General features: G+C 67.2%; 16 protein-coding genes. 4 read left to right on the top strand and 12 right to left on the bottom strand.

What is annotated here, in order from left to right:
- Nucleotides 1–227 precede the first annotated feature (227 nt).
- Complete coding sequence (locus tag AC3WRR_RS26205) at nt 228–1,115, top strand: ShlB/FhaC/HecB family hemolysin secretion/activation protein (RefSeq protein WP_010808923.1); 888 nt, start codon at nt 228–230, stop codon at nt 1,113–1,115.
- Here AC3WRR_RS26205 and AC3WRR_RS26200 read toward each other — a convergent pair.
- On the bottom strand, nt 1,009–2,382 hold the full coding sequence (locus tag AC3WRR_RS26200) for a tetratricopeptide repeat protein (protein WP_010808922.1): 1,374 nt from the start codon (nt 2,380–2,382) through the stop codon (nt 1,009–1,011). The genes AC3WRR_RS26205 and AC3WRR_RS26200 overlap by 107 nt on opposite strands.
- Before the next feature lie 257 nt (nt 2,383–2,639).
- Between AC3WRR_RS26200 and AC3WRR_RS26195 the strand changes: the two genes are divergently transcribed.
- Entirely contained in the window at nt 2,640–6,554 is a 3,915-nt protein-coding gene (locus AC3WRR_RS26195) for an ATP-binding protein (protein ID WP_492298548.1), read from the top strand.
- A gap of 79 nt (nt 6,555–6,633) precedes the next feature.
- Here AC3WRR_RS26195 and AC3WRR_RS26190 read toward each other — a convergent pair whose 3' ends face one another.
- The 6 genes from AC3WRR_RS26190 to AC3WRR_RS26165 form a co-directional block, all read right to left on the bottom strand.
- Nucleotides 6,634–8,652 (bottom strand): thioredoxin domain-containing protein, encoded by a 2,019-nt coding sequence (locus tag AC3WRR_RS26190; protein WP_010808920.1) that lies wholly within the window; start codon nt 8,650–8,652, stop codon nt 6,634–6,636.
- Nucleotides 8,653–8,732: 80 nt separating this feature from the next.
- The gene (locus tag AC3WRR_RS26185) at nt 8,733–9,026 is read right to left on the bottom strand and encodes a hypothetical protein (RefSeq protein ID WP_010808919.1); all 294 of its coding nucleotides are present in this window, start codon (nt 9,024–9,026) and stop codon (nt 8,733–8,735) included.
- A 395-nt stretch (nt 9,027–9,421) separates the two neighbouring features.
- The gene (locus tag AC3WRR_RS26180) at nt 9,422–9,709 is read right to left on the bottom strand and encodes a GYD domain-containing protein (protein ID WP_010808918.1); all 288 of its coding nucleotides are present in this window, start codon (nt 9,707–9,709) and stop codon (nt 9,422–9,424) included.
- Nucleotides 9,710–9,828: 119 nt separating this feature from the next.
- The gene (locus AC3WRR_RS26175) at nt 9,829–10,857 is read right to left on the bottom strand and encodes a TGS domain-containing protein (protein ID WP_010808917.1); all 1,029 of its coding nucleotides are present in this window, start codon (nt 10,855–10,857) and stop codon (nt 9,829–9,831) included.
- Between the two features lie 89 nt (nt 10,858–10,946).
- Complete coding sequence (locus AC3WRR_RS26170) at nt 10,947–12,332, bottom strand: MFS transporter (RefSeq protein WP_037024344.1); 1,386 nt, start codon at nt 12,330–12,332, stop codon at nt 10,947–10,949.
- Nucleotides 12,329–13,123 (bottom strand): hypothetical protein, encoded by a 795-nt coding sequence (locus AC3WRR_RS26165; protein ID WP_010808915.1) that lies wholly within the window; start codon nt 13,121–13,123, stop codon nt 12,329–12,331. The genes AC3WRR_RS26170 and AC3WRR_RS26165 overlap by 4 nt, the downstream gene beginning before the upstream one ends.
- Nucleotides 13,124–13,358: 235 nt before the next feature.
- Here AC3WRR_RS26165 and AC3WRR_RS26160 point away from each other — a divergent pair, with 235 nt between their 5' ends.
- Together AC3WRR_RS26160 and AC3WRR_RS26155 are read left to right on the top strand one after the other, a co-directional pair.
- Nucleotides 13,359–13,937, top strand: a complete 579-nt coding sequence (locus tag AC3WRR_RS26160; protein ID WP_010808914.1) for an acyloxyacyl hydrolase — start codon at nt 13,359–13,361, stop codon at nt 13,935–13,937.
- Between the two features lie 139 nt (nt 13,938–14,076).
- Nucleotides 14,077–14,952 (top strand): pirin family protein, encoded by an 876-nt coding sequence (locus AC3WRR_RS26155; protein ID WP_010808913.1) that lies wholly within the window; start codon nt 14,077–14,079, stop codon nt 14,950–14,952.
- A gap of 60 nt (nt 14,953–15,012) precedes the next feature.
- On the opposite strand, the gene AC3WRR_RS26150 is transcribed toward AC3WRR_RS26155, so the two are convergent.
- The 5 genes from AC3WRR_RS26150 to AC3WRR_RS26130 are packed head-to-tail and all read right to left on the bottom strand — an operon-like array spanning nt 15,013 to nt 19,122.
- A complete protein-coding gene (locus AC3WRR_RS26150) occupies nt 15,013–15,837 on the bottom strand; it encodes an SDR family NAD(P)-dependent oxidoreductase (protein ID WP_010808912.1) in 825 nt (274 codons plus the stop codon).
- 26 nt (nt 15,838–15,863) lie between these two features.
- Nucleotides 15,864–16,280: a MaoC family dehydratase gene (locus AC3WRR_RS26145; protein WP_010808911.1), complete on the bottom strand. Its 417-nt coding sequence runs from the start codon at nt 16,278–16,280 to the stop codon at nt 15,864–15,866.
- Nucleotides 16,281–16,294: 14 nt separating this feature from the next.
- Complete coding sequence (locus tag AC3WRR_RS26140) at nt 16,295–16,732, bottom strand: MaoC family dehydratase N-terminal domain-containing protein (RefSeq protein ID WP_010808910.1); 438 nt, start codon at nt 16,730–16,732, stop codon at nt 16,295–16,297.
- A gap of 24 nt (nt 16,733–16,756) precedes the next feature.
- Nucleotides 16,757–17,944 carry a lipid-transfer protein gene (locus AC3WRR_RS26135; protein ID WP_010808909.1) on the bottom strand — a complete coding sequence of 396 codons (1,188 nt, stop codon included), beginning with the start codon at nt 17,942–17,944 and terminating at the stop codon, nt 16,757–16,759.
- Between the two features lie 38 nt (nt 17,945–17,982).
- A complete protein-coding gene (locus AC3WRR_RS26130; protein ID WP_010808908.1) occupies nt 17,983–19,122 on the bottom strand; it encodes an acyl-CoA dehydrogenase family protein in 1,140 nt (379 codons plus the stop codon).
- Nucleotides 19,123–19,290: the final 168 nt, after the last annotated feature.

The raw sequence follows: 19,290 nt of genomic DNA, 5'->3' as shown, positions 1-19,290 counted from the left end.
GTCCCCGCGCCTCCCTCCTTCGTCCTCGATGAATCTTTTGTGACAAACGACAGGCGGCGCCAGTGCCGTCCGTCTAGGCACCCTGCGCAATGCTGACATGAGGGCACGCCATCATGTCCTGCGACCGGATGCGCGCCTGCCGTGCCCTTGGTCAGGGCGTTGCGGCAGGGGCGCGGCGGCAATCGATTCGAACAAGAAGCTTGAGTCAATCCAATGCATGACCCCGCGTGGGCCGCGTGCGCGTGGTCGGTGCCGAGTACAACTCGCCGCGGGAGGTGCGCGAGCAGGTGCCGGCGCTGGCGGAAGGCGTGGTGCCTGATTTCACGCAGGCGCAGACAGAGCTGACTGCGTTGAACCGTAGTGCCAAGCGCCAGGTGGTGGCGCTGGTGTGGCAGGGCGCGATGCCGGGCACCATGGTCGTCGACCTGAAGGTCGACGACAGCAGTCCGTGGCGCGCCAGCGTTGGCCTGAACAACGACTACAGCGCCGATACGAAGGAGCTGCGCGCCTTCGCCTCGCTGGGCCACGACAACCTCTGGCAGCTGGGCCATAGCGCCTCAGTGAGCTTCTTCGGCGCGCCACAGGATTTGAACCAGACCCAGGTGTGGTCCGGCTCCTATGTGGCGCCGATCCGCGGCAGCAACTGGAGCGTGGAGGCGTCGGGCTATCTTTCCGACAGCAACGTGGCCACGGTGAACGGCACCAGCGTGCTGGGCACGGGCCACGCCGTCGGCCTGCGCGGCACCTATACCGTGCCGGACACCGGGGCATGGTGGCATACGCTGAGCCTGGGCGTGGACTTCAAGGACAACGAAGAGGTCACGCGCCTGGGCAATGCCGGCGACACCGTGCCGCTCAAGTACGCGCCGATCACGCTTGCCTATGCGGGCTTCACCCAGACCGAGCGCGGCCAGCTGGGCGTCATCTGCGCCCCGGAGTCGAGATCGTCAGCGCCACGCCGGACGGCGACCTGCACCTTGACGGCGATATCGACCTGTCGGGTTTCCGCTACGCCACCTTCGCCGCGACTGCCTCCCCCTGGCCGTCCGCCGCTTCGCGCTGGAGCGCTGAAGCGCGCTGCACCAGCTTGCTCAGGCTGGGGTTCATCGGCTTGAGTTCCATGCGCTCGGCCGCCAGCGCGCAGGCCAGGTTGGCGCGTTGGCCTCGCAACGCCGCCTCGATCAGCGTCAGGTTGATGAGATCGCGCTGGGCATGGCTGCCGCCGAACCGATGCGCGATCTGGCGCACCGGCAGCAGCAGCTCGATGGCGTGGTCGTAGTCTTGCCGCGAGAAGGAGAGCAGGGCCTCGGTCACCGGCAGGCCGACCTCGCGGGTGATCATCGCGTTGGAGCCACTGCCACCTGCCGCAGCGCGCATGCCGGCAAGCAGGCCGGCCAGGGCGCTGTCGCGCCCGGCGCAGAGATAGGACATGGCGGCATGGGTATCGTTGAAGGCGTAGTAGCCTTCGGCGCCGCGTGCCTGCCAGGTGTCGGCGACTTCGTTCCAGCGCTCGCCCACGTCGATGCCGCGCAGGTGCAGGCGCCACAGCATGGCGCAGGCATCGATCAGCTCCAGCGCCACCGCGGAGTGGTTCTCGCGGATATGCGCGTCGTAGATGTCCAGCACCTGCCTGGTATGGCCGAGTTCGAGATGGAACAGCGCCAGGTGCCACCAGTTGTGCACGGCCATCATATTGTCCTGCGACCAGTCGGCGGCGCGCCCGCTCAGCCAGTCGATGCCTTCATCCTGGCGGCCCTGCATTTCCATCACGTGGGCGACCGCATGAATGGCCCAGGGATCGCGCGGGTTCAGTTCCAGGGCGAAGCGGCCGCGTTCCTCCGCTTGCTCGTACAAGTTCGTTTCCTCCAGGCCGAACGCATGCATGCCCAGGACGTAGCCGAAGCCGGGTACGCGCGTAGTCCAGTGGGGCAGCACCTGGGCGATGCGGTCGCGCAGCAGGGTGGACTGCCCGAGCAGGAAATCCCCGATATGGGCGATCTGCAGCGCCAGGCTGTCGCGCGGATAGTCGACCACGATGTCGCCGTACAGCTGGATCGAGCGCGCGAAGTGGCCATCCAGCCAGGCGCGTGCCGCCGCGATATGCCGGCGCTCGCGCTCGTTGGCGCTGGCGGACAGCGCTTCGCCTGCCTCGACGCTCTGCCTGAGCATCGGCTCCACGGTGCCATCGCCAGCCGTGATCATCATCCCCGCGCGCATGGCATGGCCCATCACGAAGCCCGGATCGTCGGCCAGGGCATGGTCGATCACCGTAAGCGGGTCGCCATAGTAGCCATGCAGCAATTCCAGGGCGGCTTCGAAGCGCTCCAGCGAGTTGGTGTTGGTGCTCGAGACCGAAACACCGCGCGAGTCAGTATGTGTCATGACGCAATCCTTCCAGTGTGACCGAGGCAGCCCTTGCCTCGATGGCAGCCCCTGTTCGTCCGCTATGTCGGAGCCACGCGGCCCGGGGTTGTCGTCATACTAGGGAGCCGCCGTGAACGGGCCCGGCAATCCAGCGTGAAAGAAGCGTGAAAATTGCGGCAGGCCAAGGAAGTACCGGCTTCATCTCTTTGCGCTGGCGAGGCGCGCGTTGGCCCGTGCCGTCGCCTATAAATGATGGGTTTTCCGGTTTCCCTATCATGGCCCGTGCCCGTCTTGACCTGTTCGGCGGCTTCCAGCTGAGTTCTGCAGACGGAACGCCGATTTCGCTTTCTGCCCGCAAGGCGCGCGCCGCGCTGGCCTATCTCGCGCTGGCGCAAGGGCGCGCCCAGCCGCGCGACAAGCTGGCCGCACTGTGCTGGGCCGAAAGCAATACCGAGCAGGCGCGCAGCAGCCTGCGCCAGGCACTCAGCGCGGCGCGGCGCGCACTGGAAGAAGCTGGCCAGCACGTGGTGCTGGCAGAAGGCGACAGCGTGACGCTAGGCGAGATCGAGGTCGACGTGTGCGAGTTCGAGCAGTGTGCCCGGGAAGCCACGCCCGCGTCGCTGGAGCGCGCCGCGGCGCTGTACCGGGGTGACTTGCTGGAGGGCTTTCATGCCGCCGCGCCGGCGTTCGACCACTGGCTGGCGATCGAACGCGAGCGTCTGCGCGGCGTGGCGTTGGCGGTCATGGCCAGGTTGCTGGCGCACCACGAGCAGGCTGGCGAGACGGAGCGGGCCATCGCCACTGCCACCCGGCTCCTTGCCCTCGACCCGTTGCAGGAAGACGTGCACCGGACGCTGATCCGGCTGTATGAGCGCCAGGGCCGGCAGGCGCTGGCGCTCAAGCAATACCGCTTGTGCCGGGCGGCACTGCAACGCGAACTCGGGGTATCGCCTGAGCCCGAGACCGAGGCGCTGTACCAGGCAATGCTGCGGGCCCGCCGCGAGCCGGTGGCTGGCATGGCTGCGGCCGGTGACGACGGTGCCGCGGTGCCACCTGCTTGCGCCGTGATGGCTGCCGAGCCGCAACTGCGCCACGCAGTGGTCCTGGTAGCCAGCCTGGACGATAGCAGCGCTGGCCTGGAGCCCGAGCCATTGCACGATGCCCTTGCGCGCTGGCGCCAGCATGCCAGGGCACTGGCCAGCGCCTGCGGCGGCCATATCACCGATGAAATCGGCACCCGGCTGACCATCGTGTTTGGCGTTCCGGTGGCGCATGGGAACGACGCCGAGCGCGCCCTGCATACCGCCGGGGCGCTGCATGCCGGTCTGGCGCGGCTGGCGGAATCCGCCAACGCCAGGCTGCTGGCGTGCGTAGGCCTGGCCAGCGGCCAGGTGCTGGCCGCCTGCCGCGAAAGCGGCATGACGCTGACCGGCGGGCCGGTTAGCGTGGCCTTGCAGGCGATGGAGCGCGCCGAGCCTGGCGCAACCATGGTGTCGAATCGGGTCTACCAGGCGCTGCCCGGACGCCTGGAAGCGGACTGCGTGGCGCACGCCGTGCTCCCCGGCGTGGCCGAACCGATTCCGCTCTGGCGCGTGCGGCGCTTTCTCGGGGTGGAACAGGCGCCGGCGCAGCACGCGTTCGTCGGGCGGCAAGCGGAGCTGGCCCAGCTCGCCGGCGTTGCCGACAGCTGCCTGCGTTCCGGCCATGGCCGGGTCGTGCTGATCCGCGGCGAGGCCGGCATCGGCAAAAGCCGGCTCGCCGACCGCTTCGTCGCGCTGGCGCGCGAGCATGGCCTGGAGGCACACCGGGCGCTGGTGCTCGACTTCGGCGCCGGCAGCGGCGGCGATCCGTTGCGCATGCTCGCGCGCAATCTGCTGGGCGTCGCGCCTCGCACGGGCGCGGATGGCGCCGCCGCCGAAGCAGCGACAGGCGCGGCCATCGAGCAAGCGCTCGCGGCCTGGCAACTCGGCGAGGATGAGCTTGGGTTCGCCCGCGACATGTTCGAGCAGCCCCAGTCCCAGGAGCAGGCCGCTGCACTGGCCGCGATGGACGCCGCCAGCCGGCAGCGCGGCGCACAGCGATTGATGGTGACGCTGGCCACCCGCCGCAGCGTGGTGCGCACGCAGTTGATCGTGGTCGAAGACGTCCACTGGGCCGAGCGCACGGTGCTCGATTGCCTGGCGCAGCTGGCCGCGGCAACCCGCAGCCATGCGCTGATCCTGGTGCTGACCGTACGGCCCGAGCATGACCCGCTCGATGCGGCCTGGCGGGCGACCAGCCAGGGAGCATCGCTGACCACCATCGACCTCGGGCCGCTCGACGATGCCGAGGCGCACGAACTGGCAGCCTGCCATCGCCAGGTCGATCCTGCCGTGGCCGCTACCTGCATTCGCCGGGCTGAGGGCAATCCGCTGTTTCTCGACCAGTTGCTGCGCGGCGCGGAGGCGGGTGCGGACGAGTTGCCCGGCACGCTGCAGAGCATTGTGCTGGCGCGGATGGACCGGTTCTCTACCGCCGACCGCCAGGCGCTGCAGGCCGCTGCCGTACTGGGCCAGCGCTTTGGCCCGGCCGCGCTGCGGCATTTGCTCGAGGACCCCGCGTACGCTTGCGAGCGCCTGGTGCAGGAGGCCATGGCCCGGCCGGAAGGCGAAGACTATTTGTTCATGCACGCGCTGATCCATGAGGCGGTGTACGCCTCGCTGCTCAAGTCGCGGCGGCAGAATCTGCACCGGCGCGCGGCCGCCTGGTACGAAGGCCGGAATCCGGCGCTGGCGGCCGAGCACCTGGATGCCGCAGGCGATCCCGGCGCGCCCGAGGCCTATGCCGCCGCGGCGCGCCATGAGGCGGCGCACTTCCGCGGCGAGCGCGCATTGCGCCTGGTCGAGCGTGCGCAGCGCCTGGATAGCGGCGACGCCTGCAGGCACACGCTTGCCTGCCTGCACGGCGAGCTGGCACTTGACCTGGGCCTGCCGACGCAATCGCTGCAGGCGTTCCGGCAAGCGCAGTTGCTGGCGAGCGATGCGGCACAGCGGGCCCGGGTGTGGCTTGGCACGGCGGCCGCCTTGCGCCTGCTCGACCGCTATGACGAAGCCCTGGCGGCGCTGCGCGAGGCGGAGCAGGCCGCCGCCGCGCTGGGCCAGCCCGAGCGGCTGGCCGAGATCGAATCGCTGCGCGGCAATCTCTATTTCCCAAAGGGCGACATGGAAGAGTGCCTCGCCGCCCACCAGCGCGCCCTCAGCCATGCGAGGGCGGCCGGATCGGTGCTGGGCGAGGCGCGTGCGCTGGGCGGCCTCGGTGATGCGTACTACCAGCAAGGCCGCATGCTGACCGCGCATGCGCATTTTGTCCGCTGCGTCGAGCTGGCGCGGGCGCACGGCTTCATCCGCATCGAATGTGCCAACCTGCCGATGGTGGGCGCGGTGGAACTGTTCCGCAACGAACTTGCGGCCGCGCAGGCCAGCTGCGAGGAAGGGCTGCGCCTGGCGCGGCGGATCAGCGATGCGCGCAGCGAGATGCTGGCCTATGACGTGATGGCGTCGACCGCACAGCTCGCCGGCGACTGGCCGGGTGCCGAAGCGCACGCGCGGCTGGCACTGGCGCTGACGCGCCGGCTTGGGGCCCGGCGCTTCGAGGCGGAAGTGCTGGCGCGGCTTGGCCTCGCCATTGGCGCGCTCGGCCAGGTGGACGAGGCGGAGTCCGTGCTCGACGAGGCGCTGCAACTGAGCCACGCCAGCGGCGTGCGGTATTCAGGGCCAACCGTGCTGGCGTTCCTGGCGCGCACTACGCGCGATCCGGACAAGCAGCTCGACGCCCTGCGCCAGGGCGAGGCCATTCTGGCCCAGGGCTGCGTGAGCCATTGCCACGTCGATCTGCTCGAAGCTGCGATCGACGTTTCACTGGCGGCGCGCCGGTGGCAGGAAGCCGAACGCTACCTGGCAGCGCTGCAGGATTACATGCAGCATGAGCCGTTTCCGTGGGGAGACTTTCTGATCCGCAGGGGCCGCGCCTTGATATGCGCCGGACGGGAACAGGGGGCCGGGACCACGCCGCCCCTTTTTGCCCGATTACGGCTGCTCAGGGACGAGGCGCATGCGGCAGGTCTGAATGAGTCCCTGGGTGCCATCGATGCTGCACTGGAGAGGCTGGCAGCGACATCGCGTATCGAGTCGGACGCATCAGGCCGGTCCTGATCGAAATTCCTGCGCTCGCAGATAACGCCTGTAGCAGCAGGCATCATGAGCGGATTCATGCCATGCGTGGTATGCAGATTCACTGAGGGCTCACCGTCAACCCCGCGCAGCGTTCAAGCAGTGCCTCGCCGCTGGTCACGGGCGCGCTACAGGCGCGATGGCGGCACACGTAGGCTGCCGGCCGGCCGTCCACCGGGAGCCGCCCCTGGCCGACGGGAACGTCTTCGGCGAATGCCAGCACGCGTGCCGGAAGATAGGTGCGGTGAACGCTTTCCACCAAGGCGGCGGCCGCCGCCTTGTCGCCGGCAAGAATGATCCCGAACGCGCCGCGCTGCGCGAAGTCCGCGGCGGCCAGGAAGTGCACGAAGCCGGCCGGGGCCGCGCTGGCGGCAGCCCGGTAGCGCTGGAATTCGTGCTCGGCGAGGTCACGATAGCGATCCTCGCCGCTGAGTTCATGCAAGCGCAGGAAGGAGAACACGCTGGCTGAAATGCCGGACGGCCAGGCGCCGTCGTGCGGCGCGCGAGGCCTGTGTATCAATGGCTCGCCATCATTGGGCGTGAAATACAGCCCGTCGTCCCAGAAGTTATCGATGATGAGCGCCACGAGTTCGGCTGCGCGATCAAGGTATCGCCTGTCGAAGCAGGATTCGTAGAGGTCGATCAGCGCGTTAGCCAGGAAGGCATAGTCTTCCAGGAACCCTGGCACCTTGACTGTGCCGTCCTTCCAGTACCGATACACACCGCCGTCCGGCATGGTGAGCTTGTCCTGGATAAAGCTGGCGGCACGCCTTGCGGCGGCGAGGTGTGCGGGGTTGCCCGTTGCCTGGTAAGCGGCGCAGAGTCCCTGGATCATGAGACCGTTCCACCCGGCGAGAATGTTGTCGTCGCGCCCGGGGCGCACGCGCTGGGCGCGCGCAGCCAACAGCCGCTCGCGCCAGCCTTCCAGCCGTGCCTCCTCCAGGGGAGTCAGCGTGACGGCACGCTGGAGCACCGATCTGCCGGGTTCAAAGTTCCCGCCTTCGGTCACGCCGTAGGCGCGACACGCCAGGGCTCCCTCGGATTCGCCCAGGACTGCCTTCACCTCGGCCGCTGTCCAGACATAAAAGCGGCCTTCCTCGCCTTCGCTGTCGGCATCTTCGCCGGCATAGAAGCCGCCGTCGGGGTGCGTCATGTCCCGCACAATGTACGCGATCGTTCCCTCGAATACGCGGCGCCAGGCTTGCTTTCCCGTCAGGCGATAGGCGTTGGCGTAGAGCGTGACGAGCTGGCCGTTGTCGTAAAGCATCTTTTCGAAGTGGGGCACGGCCCAGCGTTCGTCTACACTGTAGCGGGCGAAGCCACCGCCGAGCTGGTCATGGATGCCGCCGGCCGCCATGCCGTCGAGCGTGCGCTCCAGCGCATCAAGCAGCGCGGGTTCATGCGTGCGCTGACAGATGCGCAGCACGAGGTCGTACGCGCTTGCGTTGGGAAACTTGGGCGCTCCGCCCAGGCCGCCATGGGTCGGGTCCGTATTGCGCGCGAGCGCGAGGGCTGTCTGCGCGGGCAGATCCTGGACTTCCGCGGCTTCTTCCGCGTCTTCACGGCTCAGGACCGCATCGTCCAGCTGCCGGAACCCCTGCTGAAACTGCTCGATGGTGTCGCGCAGTGCCTCGCGGCGATGCGTCCAGGCTTCGCTCAGGCTCAGCAGCACGCGCGCGAGCCCGGGGCGGCCATAGCGGTCATCGGGCGGAAAGTAGGTGCCGCCGTAGAATGGCTCTCCTTGCGGCGTCAGGAATACCGTCAGCGGCCAGCCGCCGCCCTGTCCCATCATCTGGGGGACTTTCTGGTAGATATCGTCGAGATCGGGACGCTCCTGCCGGTCGACCTTGATGCTGATGAACCGATCGTTCATCAGGCCGGCGATCCGGGGATTCTCGAACGATTCGTGCGCCATGACGTGGCACCAATGGCAGGTGGCGTAGCCGACGGAAAGCAGGACCGGCTTGTCATCGTCGCGCGCGCGGCGAAACGCCTCTTCGCACCAGGGATACCAGTCGACAGGATTCTCCGCGTGTTGCCGGAGGTAAGGCGAGGTTTCTGTGGCGAGCCGGTTTGTCATCATGGTCTCCAGCCTGGGCCCGGTGGGACCACTGTGGCGCAGAACAGGGCGCCCGGCAAGCGCGTGGCGGGTTTCCGGCATCAGGCCACCCCAACCCCTTGTGACCAGCACTGGTGCCGCCAGGTAAAGCCATCGCGCGGTGGCATGGTGCCGGCGGGTGCTCCACCGCCACGATAGGCGAAGGTGTACAGCACCAGCGCCGTGCGCCGCGAAGAATACCGGTCGCGCAGGGGCATGGCCTCTCTTGCAGGCCACCAGCGCGGTGCGAGCAGCGCGCCGCTGACATAGGCCAGGCCGCAGTGACCCCAGCCGGCGGCAGACAGCTGCCACAGCCAGCGGTAGCCGGCGTCGGGAGGGCGTGAGCGGGCGCGCATGCGACTCCTTGTTTCAGTTCGGATCAGGTACGGCTCTGATCCGATCCGTCCACTTTTGCATTACCCGAATCGCTCAATGGCGGCGCGCGAGGCGAGTGGTCAACGTCGCCCCGTATGCCGCCAATAAAAAGAGCACCTTCCACAGGTGCTCAGCACTTCAATCTGGGTGCATCCGAACCGGGTCAGCAACTTATGATCCGGTCCGGACCTGCAGGCATATGTGGCCTGCACGATCACGCTTCATCTGGCAGATCATCCAGGAAGCATGATCGTTTGGCTGACCTACCTTCGCTTTACTCAAGCGTGTCTCAGCCAGCACTTTAAGTATAGGGCAGCCGACGATCAGGTCAACCTGAATCTGGCTGTGCGCGAGCCGCCTGATCCATCGATCTGCGCTACAGGGCCGCGATGAACTCGTCCCACGGCGTCGCTTGCAGCGTCTCGGTCGCGGCGTGTCCATAGCCCCGGATGATCAACGCCGCCCGCTCGAGCTGCTTCAGGTCGTCCGTCTCGACAATGTCCACGACGTCAAAGCGCCCGAGTGTCAGATAGCTGTCCTTCCAGGTGACGGCAGGGCACTCAGACTTGATTTTCTCGGCCACCGTGGCGGCGAGCTGCTTCATGTCCTTGGGATCCGTGAACGCATCAGGAGCGAGACGGCTGAGGATGACGTATGTAGTCATGGCATACCTCCGTGCAAGAAATTGCTCCGCAAACCGGCACGGCAGTCATGCGGGAACAACCGGCCGCAGGTCTTTCAGTCTATGTCATCGGCGCTCGCCTGCTGCGACGATGGCTTTGATCATCCATGCGCCTGCGAATGCAGTTCCACCACGTCCCGATCGGCTACCGGATGATCGGCGCCCACCTGCTGGCCGCTGAACTTGCCACTCCCCCAGATGCGGGCGAACTTGAACGTACTTGCGAGATCGGGGTGCACCTGCAAGGCGACATCCAGCACGGTGTCGCCGCGGCGCATCGTAAAAGGCCGGCGCTGGTCGACAGGTTTCCCGGGTGCCTTGGTGTAGACACGCACGATGCGCAGAGCCCTGAAAAGGAACGGTCCGACCTCGGCCAGTCCGCGCCCGTCGATGGCCGAGGTTGCGAGCGCCGGAAAGCTTACACCGAGCAGGTCTTCGAGCACGGCCGCGTCTTCCGGATTGGCGAGATCGGTCTTGTTGGCCAGCAGCAGCGCAGGGAGGTGAACACTGAACGGGTCAGCCGCCGGTTCCGCCGTCGCCCCAGGGCTGTCGGCCTGACCCGGCCAGCGCTCCGACAGGATGATCTTTGCCTCGGCGAGGCGCCGCAGAATCAACGCCAACTGTTCGGTACAGTCTGGCGCGCTCAGGTCGACCACCAACAGTACGCCGTCTGTCGCCCGCAATATGTCAGTGAGCCCGGGTTGCATGAATTCGACCGATACAGGTGGCAGGTCCACCAGCTGGAAAGCAATGTCGTCGAACGGCAACATGGCGGGGACCGGCACCTGCGTAGGGTGGGGGGAGGCTCCGACCTCGCTGCCCGATCCTGTCAGCCTTGCGTGCAGGCTGGATTTTCCCGCGCCGGGCGGGCCGATCAGACAGAGCTGGGCCGCGCCTTCGGCATGCACCGCATGTGCCGGCCCTCTGTGAGCGGCCTTCCCGTGGCCCGCAGATGCCTGCGTGAGCTCCCTGATGCGCGACTTGATATCGGCCTGCAGATGCTCCGTCCCCTTGTGCTTCGGGATGACACGGAGCATCTCCTTCAGGCATTCGAGCTGCTCGCGCGGCTGGCGTGCCAGCCGATAGGCTTGTTCGGCCTGCTTGTACTCTGGAGTGAGGTTTGCTGGCATGGGCTGTCGCCAGAGCTTCAGCGTCCGGAAGCCGAAAGAGCGATCCAATCGCCAAAGGGCAGTTTCATTTTAGTCTGCCGTCCGTGCTGCTAATGGCAAGCGGGGCCGGCAGTGGCGGCTCCGTACCCGGTCTCCAGCCCGACCATCCGCTCAGCGCGCAAGGCAGCCCGCCGGCCCCGCATGGTGTTGACCCCGCACAGCAGGCCCAGCCCGACCACGAAGTAGCTGCCGGTGACCAGCAGCGCCTGCCGGTGATCGCCGCCCGTCAGCCAGCTTGCCATGCCATAGGTCAGCGGCCCGGCGATCGAGGCCAGCTTGACCGCCAGGCCCCACAGACCGAAGAACTCGGCCGCGCGCGAGGGCGGGGCCAGCAGCCCCACCATGGCCCGTCCCGCGGACTGGGCGGCGCCCAGGCACAGGCCGGCCACGTTGGCGGCAAGCCAGAACAGCGGCGCTTCGCGCGCGGCGTGCGCCAGCAGGATGGTCAGGATCCAGCCCAGCAGCGTCAGGGCAATGGCGCGCACGTGGCCGATGCGGTCCTGCACAGGGCCGAACAGGAAGGCGCCGGCCGCCGCCGTCAGGTTGACCACCAGCACCAGGGTCAGGGTCTGCTGCATGGTGAAGCCCATGGCCTGGTTGGCGTAGATGGCGGTCAGCGTGATCACTGCCTGGATGCCGGCCTGGTAGAACAGGGTGCACAGCAGGAAGCGGCGCAGGTCCCTGAACTGGCGCAGCTGGCCCAGGCGTTGCCATACCCTGGCCCAGGCCTGTTCGCCAGCCGGCGCGGACGCAGCGATCCGTGGCGCGCCGCGGTCGCGCAGCAGCAGGAAGGTCGGCAGGCTCGCCAGGGCAAAGATGGCCGCCGTGATCAGCATGGTGACGGGAACGAACTGGCTGGCGACGTGGCCGCGTGCGCTGGCCCAGTTGACATAGAGCAGGCATGCGCCCAGCGTGGCCAGGCCACCGATATAGCCAAGGCTCCAGCCCCAGCCCGATACCCTGCCCAGGGCCCGGGTGGTGGAAAGCGACGGCAGGAAGGCTGCGATCAGGTTTTCGCCGCTGCCGAAAAAGAAGTTGGACAGGACCACGCACAGGATGGCCAGGCCAAGGGTGCCGGGCTGCGCAAAATAGAGCAGGGCGGTGAACACCACGCAACCCGCCGTCGTCACCGCAAGCAGTGGCTTCTTGGCTGCGCGCAGGTCGGCGTAGGCACCGACCAGCGGCGCGCTTAGCACCACCAGCGCATAGGAGAGCGAAAGCGCCGCGGTCCACGCCAGCGTGGCCCAGGACGCATTGCCGGCCACCACGGCGACGAAGTAGGCATTGAACAGCGCGGTGATGACCACGGTGGTGTAGCCAGAGTTGGCAAAGTCGTACATGGCCCATGCCCACACTTCGCGCGGCCGTACGTCGACGCCCAGGGCAGTGGGCTCGCTGGGCTCGCGAGCGTGGCCACCAGGTTGGGGCACGGTCATGTTCCTTCCTCCACGATGCGGCGCCGCTTCAGCCGAAGCAAGACGCCATAGACGACCAGCGCCGCGAACACGTGCTTGAGCGTGTGCCCGCTGACCAGCCCCGTGAGCGCGGCGATCTGGTGATCCAGCACATCGCAAGCCAGGGCCAGCACATAGCAGCCGGTGATGGCCAGCACATCCCGGTCGCCAGTGTAGCGCGGCGCATAGAGGCAGAGCAGCAGTGGCACCACCAGCATGGCCGATGCCTGAACCAGCAGATAAGGGCGCAGGTCGCCGATGCCGCGGGCCTCGCTCCATGCCCAGTAGGCGACGCTGGCCGGCCCTGCGATCAGCAGCAGCGGCAGCAGCCGCAAGCCGGCCTTCAGGCTGACCCGCTCGCACAGGTTGGCGCCCAGCCAGGACATCAGCGCGAACGCCAGCGGGGCCCTGTCCCACACCAGCCGCTGGTTGTCCGGCGCAAGGTGGTAATAGGCGGAGCCCAGGCCAACCAGGAAGACGGCGAAGAAAAGCAGCCGGAAAGGCCAGGCCTCGGCCGGCGCGATAAAGGCACGGCTGGCAGCCGTGGTGCCCAGATAGCGCAGGCCTGCCGCGCCCGCGAGCAGGAACAGCAGATTGGAGCCGATGTCGAGGCAGTGGGGCGTGCCGAAGCAGACGTAAGGGTCGGCATAACGATGGTATTGCGGCGGCTGCGCGATGCGCGGCAGCAGCCAGGCCGCGGTGGCCATGGCCGCCACCAGCAGCCAGACTGCGGCGGCCCTGGCGGCAGGGCGGGCTTGTCGGCAGGCGCGCATGATGGCCTCCTTGCGCTTGTGGGCGGCCCCGTGACAGCCGCGTACTACCAAGTTTCGACAATTGTCTGTGGCTTTGCCAATTCCTTGGTCATGACGTCGCATTGTTTCGGCATTGGAACACTGTGTTTGCTTCGGGCAGGCTTCCGCAAATCTGAAGGGCTGCTATCTTCGAGCGCCGTGATCAAAACAAAGTGGCAGCGCCGCGATACACGTCGACGCTGCCCGAAACCCACGGATGTCAGTGAAGATAGCAACCCCATCAAGCCGGCTGGCGCACCTTGCTGCCGCCGTTCCGTTTGCGGCCTGCCTGTGCGCGCTTCCGGCCGCCGCCGACGCGGCAACCTTCTCGATGCAGGGCGGCTATGGCCGCGACAACCGCCACGGCGTTGAAAAATACGAAGTGGCCGCGCGCTGGGACGATATCGTGCAGTGGCAGCTGTCAAGCCGCCTTGCGCTGTCCCTGGACGGCGAGGTCAATCTCGCAAACTGGCGGGCGCTGTCGTCCCGGCCGTCGAGCCAGCTGACGGAGTTCGGCGTGTCACCGATCTTCCGCCTCAGCTATGCGGGCGAGTACGCGACGCCGTTTGTTGAAGCCTCCGTGGGTTTGCGCGTGCTCAGCCATACCGAGATCGCCGACGGCCATCGCATGGGCTCGGCGTTCCAGTTCTCTGACATGGTCGGCGTGGGCATTGCCTTCGGCAAGGCGCAGCGGCTTGCCATCGGCTACCGCTTCCAGCACCTGTCCAATGCCGGCATCAGGCAGCCCAATCCCGGCACCAACTTCAGCATGGGCTACGTGCGCTACCGCTTCTGACGGACGGCGGCCGGGCATCGTTCCAGCCACAGGACACTGCATTGCAATCCCACGGTCTACCGCGCGCCGGCTGCAGCTCCTATCATTGCTCCATGGATCATTGCCTGCCGCTATCGGTCGGCATACTCGGAGATCAGACATGAAGCGCATTCTGGGCGTCTACAGCGCACCGCGTCAGCACTGGGTCGGAGATGGCTTTCCGGTGCGCTCGATGTTTTCGTACATGAGCCACGGCAAGCAACTGAGCCCGTTTCTGCTTTTGGACTATGCCGGGCCGGCCGACTTCACGCCGACGCAGCGCCCGCGCGGGGTTGGCCAGCATCCGCACCGCGGTTTCGAGACCGTGACCATCGTCTACAAGGGCGAGGTCGCGCATCGCGACTCGACCGGGCAGGGCGGCGTGATCGGCCCCGGCGACGTGCAGTGGATGACGGCGGGCGCCGGCATCCTGCATGAGGAATTCCACTCGCCGGCCTTTACGCAAAGCGGCGGCGCGCTGGAAATGGTGCAGCTGTGGGTCAACCTGCCGGCGCGCGACAAGATGACCACGCCCGGCTACCAGGCCATCGTCGACCGCGATATCCCGGTGGTGCCGATGCCCGATGGCGCCGGCACGGTGCGCGTGATCGCCGGCGAGTACGCGGGCAAGGCCGGTCCGGCGCGCACCTTCACGCCGATGCATGTGTGGGATATGCGCCTGAACCAGGGTGCCAGCGCGCGGCTGGCGCTGCCGGAGGGCTGGCATACCGCGCTGGTGGTGCTGCGCGGCAAGATCACCGTCAACGCGGAGGCGACGGTGCGGGATGCCGAGATGGTGGTGCTGGACGGTGCCGGCGAGGATGTGAACATCGAAGCCAGCACCGACGCGGTGGTGCTGCTGCTCAGCGGCGAGCCGATCGACGAGCCGATCGTCGGCCATGGCCCGTTCGTGATGAACACTGAAGAGCAGATCGCCGATGCCTTCCGCGACTTCAGCAGCGGTCATTTCGGCAGCATCGCGGCGGGCGGCCGGTAGGCGCCTGCTGCAGCAACGGGGGGCTCGCCAACGCGAGCCCCCGCTTCAGTGCGGCTGGATTTACTGCACGTTGCCGGCGACCGCGATCACCTGGCCGGTGATGTAGTTGGAATCCGGCGAGCAGAACAGGTACACGCCGCCCGCGGCTTCTTCCGGGGTGCCCCCGCGGCCAAGCGGATTGCGCTGGGCGTGCGACTTCAGCATCTCCGGATTCAGCCCGACGCGGATTTCACGGCCTTCGATGTTGACCGTGGCGCCGGCCTTGGCGTCGGCCGAGGTCATGCGGGTGTGGATCAGCCCAAACGCCACCGCATTCACGTTGACGTTGAAGCGGCCCCACTCGCGCGCCATGGCGCGGGTCATGCCGATCACGCCGGCCTTGGCGCCGGAGTAGTTGATCTGGCCGGCATTGCCGTTCAGGCCCGAGGTCGACGAGATATTGACGATCTTGCGGTACACCTCGCGGCCGGCTTCCTTGTCGGCGGCGGCCAGTGCCTTGATGTGCGGGTAGGCGGCGCGCAGGATGCGGAACGGCGCGGTCATGTGGCAGTCCAGGATGGCGTACCACTGCTCGTCGCTCATCTTCTGCACCACGTCGTCCCAGGTGAAGCCGGCGTTGTTGACGATGATGTCGATGCTCTTGAAATTGCTCATCGCCGTGTTGATGAAGCGGTCGGCAAAGTCCGGTGCGGACACGTTGCCCACGCAGGCCACGGCTTCGACGCCCATTGCCTTCAGTTCCTCGACGGTCTGTTGCGCCGGCTCGGCGTCCAGGTCATTGATGACCAGGCGCGCGCCTTCGCGTGCCAGCCGCATGGCGATGGCGTTGCCGATGCCGCGGCCCGAACCGGTGACCAGTGCCACCTTGCCTTCAAGTGCTCCCATTTCAGACTCCTTGTGCTTGATTGGATTTACAGGGCAACGACGGCGTCGCCGAGGATCTTGCTTTCGCCATACTGGTTGGCGGTCTGGATTTCCAGCCTGACGCGCTTCTCGCCGTCGACTTCCAGCTTCTCCACCACGCGGCCGGTGCAGGTGATGCGATGGCCCAGGTGGGTGATGCCGACAAAGCGCACGCCGAACTGGCGCAGCTGGCGCTGGTCCACCCACTGCGTCAGCAAGCGGCCCAGCCAGGCCATCGCCAGCATGCCGTGGGCAAACACGTCGGGGTTGCCGGCCTTGCGTGCGAAATCGATGTCGATGTGGATCGGGTTGTGGTCGTTCGACGCGCCGGCGAACAGCGCCAGCGTGGTGCGGTTGACCGGCTCCAGCGTCAGCGGCGGCAGGGTGTCGCCTACCTTGACCTGGTCGAAGCCTAGTTTGCTCATGCGGGTTCTCCGGTTCAAGTGCGATGCACCAGCACGCTGCGCAGGTCTGCCACGTGCTCGCCATCCTGGTTGGTCACGCGCGTCTCGCGCACTACGAATTCAAGCGCGCCCCCCTTCTTGTCGTAGATGTCGGCGATGGTGGACTTGAAGTGCAGGGTGTCGCCGGCGTAGGCCATGCGGTGGTAGGCAAAGGATTGCTCGCCGTGCAGGATGCGGTCGATGCGGATGCCCAGCTCATCTCGCCAGCCGGTCGCCGGCCCGGCCAGTTCCAGCGAAAAGAGGAAGGTCGGCGGCAACGGCAGGCCTGGGTGGCCGGCGTCGCGCGCGGCGGCTTCGTCGAGATAGACCGGATCGGTCTGGCCGGTGGCCTTGGCGAAGAAGCGCAGCTGGCTGGCCGGTGCGCAGGCGCGGAAATCCGCCACCACCTTGCCGATGTGTTTCTTGTCGATCATGGATGGACTCCTGTGTCAGTGTGCTCAGGCGTGCTTCTGGTACAGCGTGACCACGCAGGCGCCGCCCAGGCCGAGGTTGTGCGTCAGGGCCAGGCGTGCGCCTTCCACCTGGCGCTGGTCGGCGGTGCCGCGCAGCTGCTGGACCATCTCGTAGCATTGCGCCAGGCCGGTGGCGCCCAGCGGATGGCCCTTGGACAGCAGGCCGCCTGACGGGTTGACCACCCACTTGCCGCCGTAGGTGTTGTCGCCGTCGTTGACCAGCTTCTCGGCGCCGCCTTCCGGGCACAGGCCGAGGCCTTCATAGGTCAGCAGCTCGTTCTGCGCGAAGCAGTCGTGCAGCTCGATCACGTCGAGGTCCTGCGGGCCGACGCCGGCCTGCTCATACACCTGCTGCGAGCCTTCGCGCGTCATGCCGAAGCCGACCACGCGGATCATGTCGCGTGCGTCGTAGGTGCTGGGGCGGTCGGTGGTCAGCGACTGGCCGGCGATCAGCACGTCGGTCTTCAGGCCCTTCCTGCGCGCGAATTCCTCCGACACCACGATGGCGGCAGCGGCGCCGCAGGTTGGCGGGCAGGCCATCAGGCGCGTGAGCACGCCTTCCCACAGCGCCGGCGCGGCCAGCACGTCCTCGGTGGTCAGCACGTTGCGGAATACGGCCAGCGGGTTGTTGGCGGCGTGGCGGCTGGCCTTGGCGCGGATCCTGGCGAAGGTTTCCAGCCTGGTGCCGTACTTTTCCATATGGGCCTTGCCGGCGCCGGAGAACTGGCGGATGGCATTGGGCAGGTCCTTGCGGTCGACCAGTTCGTCCACCAGGCCGATGGCGCGCTCAAGCGCCGGGGCGCGGTCGTCCCAGCGCGACTTCAGCGCGCCGGGCTGCATGAACTCGAAGCCGACCGCGAGCGCGCAGTCCACCGCGCCGCTCTGCACCGCCTGGCGCGCCAGGAACAGCGCCGACGAGCCGGTGGCGCAGTTGTTGTTCACGTTGATGACGGGGATGCCGGTCATGCCGACCTGGTACAGCGCCTTCTGGCCGCAGGTCGAGTCGCCATACACGTAGCCGGCGTAGGCCTGCTGTACGTCCTCATAGCCAAGGCCGGCGTCTTCCAGCGCCTGGCGCACGGCGGTTGCGCCCATCACGTCATAGGTGTCGCTGCTGCCCGGCTTCTTGAACGGGATCATGCCGGCGCCGGCGACGAAAACCTTGCGAGTCATAGGTGTGCTCCGATGATTGTTTGTCTTGGGGTCAGTGCTTACAGCTTGCGCGCGATCAGATCGCGCATCACTTCGCTGGTGCCGCCGTAGATGCGGGTCACGCGCATGTCGGCAAAGGCGCGCGCCACCGGGTACTCCATCATGTAGCCGTAGCCGCCGTGCAGCTGCACCATCTGGTCCAGCGCGGTGCCCAGCACTTCGGTCGCATGAAGCTTGGCGATGGCCGCTTCTTCCAGCGTCAGGCGGCGGCGGATGTGCTCGCCGAGGTAGTGGTCGACCAGCAGCCGCACCGAGATCGCCTGCGTCTTGATGTCGGCCAGCTTGAACTTGGTGTTCTGGAAGTCCCAGACGGTCTGGCTGAAGGCCTTGCGGTCCTTGACGTAGGCCAGCGTGTGTTCCAGGCAGACCTCCAGCTTGGCGGCGGCGCTGACCGCGATCGACAGGCGCTCCTGCGGCAGTTCGGCCATCAGGTAGGCAAAGCCCTTGCCTTCCTCGCCCAGCAGGTTGGCCACCGGCACGCGCACGTTGTCGAAGAACAGCTCGGCGGTGTCCTGCGCGTGCTGGCCGACCTTGTCCAGCTTGCGGCCGCGGCGGAAGCCCTCGCGCTCGGCTTCGACCACGATCAGGCTGACGCCGCGCGCGCCGGCGGTCGGGTCGGTCTTGCAGACCATGATGATCAGGTCGGCGTTCAGGCCGTTGCTGATGAAGGTCTTGCTGCCGTTGATCACGTACTCGTCGCCATCGCGGGTGGCAGTGGTGCGGATCGCCTTGAGGTCGCTGCCGGTGCCGGGCTCGGTCATGCCGATGGCGAGGATGTATTCGCCGGAGCAGACCTTGGGAAGCCAGCGCTGCTTCTGTTCCTCGTTGCCGATGCGGGCGATATACGGCGCGATGATGTCGGAGTGCACGCCGAAGCCGACCCCGCTCAGGCCGGCGCGGGCATACTCTTCGGCATAGATGGCGGAGTGGCCGAAGTCGCCGCCGCCGCCGCCGTACTCGGTCGGCAGCGTCACGCACAGCAGGCCTTCGCGGCCGGCCTTGAGCCAGGTCTCTCGGTCGACCTTGCCGGCCTTGTCCCATTCGGCTTGCCTGGGCAGGCATTCGCGTTCGAGGAAGCGGCGCACGGTGGTGCGGAACATCTCGTGGTCGTCACGATAGATGCTGCGGTTGATTTCCATTGAGTACTCCGGATGTCGGTCTGCGGAAGGTTGCCTCAGCCCAGCAATGCGGCCGTTGGTATGGCGCTAAGGTACCGGGGAGGAGGGGGCCGCGAACACCACCCGCGTCAGGTGGCCGGAGACAGCAAAGGGGCGGCCGCGCATGGGTTGCGCGGCGTTGGGGAAGGG

The sequence above is a fragment of the Cupriavidus sp. FW305-3-2-15-C-LB2 genome (assembly GCF_058787575.1).
Note: the sequence above shows the minus strand (reverse complement) of the source record. Positions and strands in the feature narration are given on the sequence as shown.